The organism is Nocardia pseudovaccinii NBRC 100343, assembly GCF_001613225.1.
GTDB lineage: Bacteria > Actinomycetota > Actinomycetes > Mycobacteriales > Mycobacteriaceae > Nocardia > Nocardia pseudovaccinii.
This window is the reverse complement of sequence record NZ_BDBY01000259.1, coordinates 1-3,793: the sequence shown is the minus strand read 5'-3', so window position 1 is coordinate 3,793 and position 3,793 is coordinate 1. Positions and strand designations below refer to the sequence as shown.

At 65.4% G+C, this 3,793-nt stretch carries 3 protein-coding genes; all 3 read left to right on the top strand.

Features of this window, described 5'->3' with window-relative positions; all coding sequences use genetic code 11:
• On the top strand, nt 1-2,518 hold a 2,518-nt coding region (locus tag NP3_RS32170), incomplete at its 5' end, for an ATP-binding protein (RefSeq protein ID WP_169814616.1).
• Nucleotides 2,519-2,714: 196 nt separating this feature from the next.
• Nucleotides 2,715-3,368 (top strand): hypothetical protein, encoded by a 654-nt coding sequence (locus NP3_RS32165; protein ID WP_063045505.1) that lies wholly within the window; start codon nt 2,715-2,717, stop codon nt 3,366-3,368.
• Nucleotides 3,358-3,793, top strand: a 436-nt coding sequence (locus tag NP3_RS32160) for a hypothetical protein (protein WP_157124701.1), incomplete at its 3' end; no start/stop codon positions are given. The genes NP3_RS32165 and NP3_RS32160, both read left to right, overlap by 11 nt.

The window sequence follows — 3,793 nt, the reverse complement described above, 5'->3', positions numbered from 1 at the left end:
GGTGTCCGCGGTGGTGTCGGCGGCGATGGCCCGCGATCCGCTCGAGCGGCCGTCGGCGGCGGCGTTGGGGGAGGCGATCAGGCAGGCGCAGCGCCGCCAGGGATTCAGCGTCGACGAGATGGCGATCCACGTCGCCGAGACGGCCCGCGAACACCAGGACCACAAGCCCGCCACGCGGGGGTGGCGTCCACCGGTGGCGGCGAAGTCACGGGGTGTCGGCGGATTGCCGGTGGATTTGACCAGTTTCGTCGACCGCCGCACCGAGCTGGTGGAGGTGAGGAATCTGCTGTCCTCGGTCCCGGTGGTGACGCTGACCGGTATCGGTGGGGTCGGCAAGACTCGGCTGGCGCTACGCGCCGCGGCGACCGCGCGGCGGGATTTCCCCGAAGGGGTGTGGCTGGTCGAGCTGGCCCACGTGTCCGACCCGTCGTTGCTGGTCAATGTCGTGGCCGCCGCCTTGGGGTTGCGCGACCCGGCGCGACCGTTGCCGGAGGTAGTGGTCGAGTTCCTGTCCACGCGGCAGATGCTGCTGGTACTGGACAACTGCGAGCAGCTAGTGGCGGCGGTGGCGGAGCTGGTCGAGTCCTGGGTGCGGGCCTGTCCACACCTGCGGATCCTGGCCACCAGCCGTGAACCGCTGAATATTGCCGGAGAGGCCGTGTTGCAGGTGTCGCCGCTGACGGTGCCGGACCCGGACCGGACGCCGTCGCTGCATGGACTGCCCCGCTACGACGCGGTGACATTGTTCACCGACCGCGCGCGGGCGCTGGTGTCGGGTTTTGAACTCTCGGAAGAGAACAAGTCCGCGGTCGTCGGCATCTGCGCCCGGCTGGACGGGTTACCGTTGGCGATCGAGCTGGCCGCTGCCCGGGTGCGCGCGATGTCGCCCGAGCAGATACTGCAGCGGCTCAACGATAGGTACGCGCTGCTGACTCGCGGCAGCCGTACCGCGCCGACGCGGCAGCAGACCCTGCGGTGGTGTGTCGACTGGAGCTACCAGTTGTGCACCCCGGCCGAGCGGCGGCTGTGGGCTCGGTTGTCGGTGTTCGCCGGTGGCTTCGAACTCGACGCCGCCGAACAGATCTGCGGCACTGATCTGGCACCGGAGGATCCACTCGACGTGTTGTCCTCGCTGGTGGACAAGTCGATTCTGGTCCGCGACGAATCCGATGGCGTGGTGCGGTTCCGCATGCTCGAGACGGTCCGCGACTACGGCCGTCAGAAGCTGCGGGAGTTCGGCGAGGATCAACGGGTGCGGCGCCGACACCGCGACTGGTACCAGCAGTTGGCGCTCGCCGCGGAAGCCGGATGGATCAGCGATCGACAACCCTATTGGACCGCTCGGCTCGAACGTGAGCAGCCCAATCTGCGCGACGCGCTCGAATGCTGCCTGGCCGAAGACACCGACGAGGCGGCCGAAGCCGGATTGCGCACCGCCAGCGCGCTGTCTCTGTTCTGGAACTTTCGAGGTCTGCACGGCGAAGGTCGCCGCTGGATCGACCGCGTCCTCGCCCACCCGCACGCGCAGTCGATACCCGACCGCGTCAACACGCTGCATTCCGGTACTGTTTTGGCCGCGACGCAGGGCGATCTCGAGTCGGCGGCCGCCCTCGTGGAGCAAGCACACGCTCTCGCCGAACAGGCGCCCGCTCCCATGACCCAGGCGCTTGCCACTTACGCCGAGGGCGTCCTGGCGCTCTATAGCGGTGACCTTGCCCGTGCTTCCTCTTTGCTCGAACGTGCCATCGCAGTGTTCAGTTCGAATCGGCAGGGATATCTCTATGTTGTCGTTTCGGCGATGCTCGGTCAACTGCACGCCCTGCGCGGCGATACCGAACGCGCGATCGAGTATCACGAGCGGGTGCTTTCGATCACCGAGGCGTGCGGCGAATCGCTGTTTCGCTCGATCTCGCTGTTGGGCAAGGGATTTGCGGTATGGCAGCAGGGCCGGCCAGAACGGGCACAAGAGCTGCTGGAGCAAGCGCTGCGCGTCAATCGTCGAATACGCAGCCCGTTCGCTGCCGCGGTGAGTATCGAGTTTCTGGCTTGGACTGTTGGCTCCGACGGTGACGCCGAGCGGGCTGCCGTTCTGATGGGAGCTGCGGCGGAACTATCGCGATTCGTGGGTAGCGTTGCGAGTTTCGTTCCGGGCTCGTCTCATTATCACGACCAATGTGACCGGTCGGCGCGTGCCGCCCTGGGGGCACACAGGTTCGGTGTCGCCGTCCGGCACGGCCGAGCGATGGGGATGGATGAAGCCGTAGCCTATGCACTGCGTGAGCAACCCATCGACACCGCGCGCGCGCCGGATCTCGGCGCGGCACTGACCAAACGTGAACGCCAGGTCGCAGCCCTCATCGCCCAGGGCCTGACCAACAAACAGATCGCCGCGAAGTTGGTGATCTCCCCACGCACCGCCGATGGCCACGTGGAACACATCCTCACCAAACTCGGATTCACCTCCCGCGCCCAGATCGCTGCCTGGGTCGCAGCAGACGCCGAACGACAGAGCCATTGACACGGCGACGATCGCCACGTCGTCGCGCACCGCAATGTCCATTCGCTCCGCCTGACTCTATGATCATCACTGATGATATCTTCATAAAATTCGGTCAAGTCGCACGATATGGCTCTGTTGGGAGGCGTAATGGATACGCGAATAGCGGAAATACTCGCTGGGAGTCGTCTCGTCGGGGTCGGCATCGAATCCGGGCATGCCGGAACTGGCCGTCGATCTGTCGGCCGAGGCGACATCACTCACCTGGATCGGCGATGCCTACATCGGCGCGCCGACCGCGCTGGTGCTGCCGATCGGCGCGCTCGGCGATAAGTTCGGCCGCAACATCCTGCTCGTGCGCACCATCGTCAAAACGAACCCGCCCGCCCTCGACCTATCGCCGCCGGATAACGCGCCCGCGGTGCGATCCTCGGCCGCTGCCGGACCTGCAGGGTGCAACACGGGTCGGACCTCAGTGGCGGTCCTCGCGGGGGCGGCCGAGTCGGCTGAACCTACGTACTCGTCGCGCCCATGCCCCGCAATCCCGGTGACAGCGGCAGTTCCTTCCTCTACCGCGACGGCACTGCTTGGCTTCGTGCTGCCCGTCGTCAACAACATCGGCGATATCAGCCACGAGCTCGCCTGTGTCGGGGCGCATTCCGGTATCTCGGGATCGTGGCTGGTGCGCGGTACCGACCCTTCAAGTTCAACTCCTGAGGAAAACGATGACAATTACGACACGAACGAGACTTTGGGGGAGAGCCGCAGCCGTGAGTGCTGTACTTCTCACCGTTGGCTGCAGTGGTGGTTCGAATATCGGCAGTGTCGCCGTCACCTCGAGCACAGCAACCTCCCGGCTGGTGTCCAATGATAGCCTGCTACTGAGTTCAACCGAATTCCCCTCCGGCGCAACGAAAGTCGAGCTGACGAAGGAGGCGGTAGTAGCGGGCTTCAGCAATGCGACCGGAATCTCGAACTACAAGGTCGACGGCCAGGTCAGCTTCACACCAGCGCAGTGTGAACATGCACAGCAGGATCTGGCCGCGCAGCAGCGGCTGCTGCAGAACGCCTCGTTCACCGGTGTTCAGCAAGTCGACGGCACCGTGATCACCGAGATCCTCTCCGGCACTTCCGCCGATCTCGACAAGATCTTGGACCTCGTCGCGCGCTGCGGGCAGATGACGGTCACGACCACCGCGGGCGGCAAGCAGCTCACCGCTAACATAGCGATTGAACCGCTGCCGCTGCCGGGTGCCGTGAACGGCGTACCTGCCGTGGCATACCGCACCACTTCCC

Coding starts and splice junctions, on each gene's coding strand:
- NP3_RS32165 (WP_063045505.1), top strand. CDS start 2,715: ATGCCGGAACTGGCCGTCGATCTGTCGGCCGAGGCGACATCACTCACC.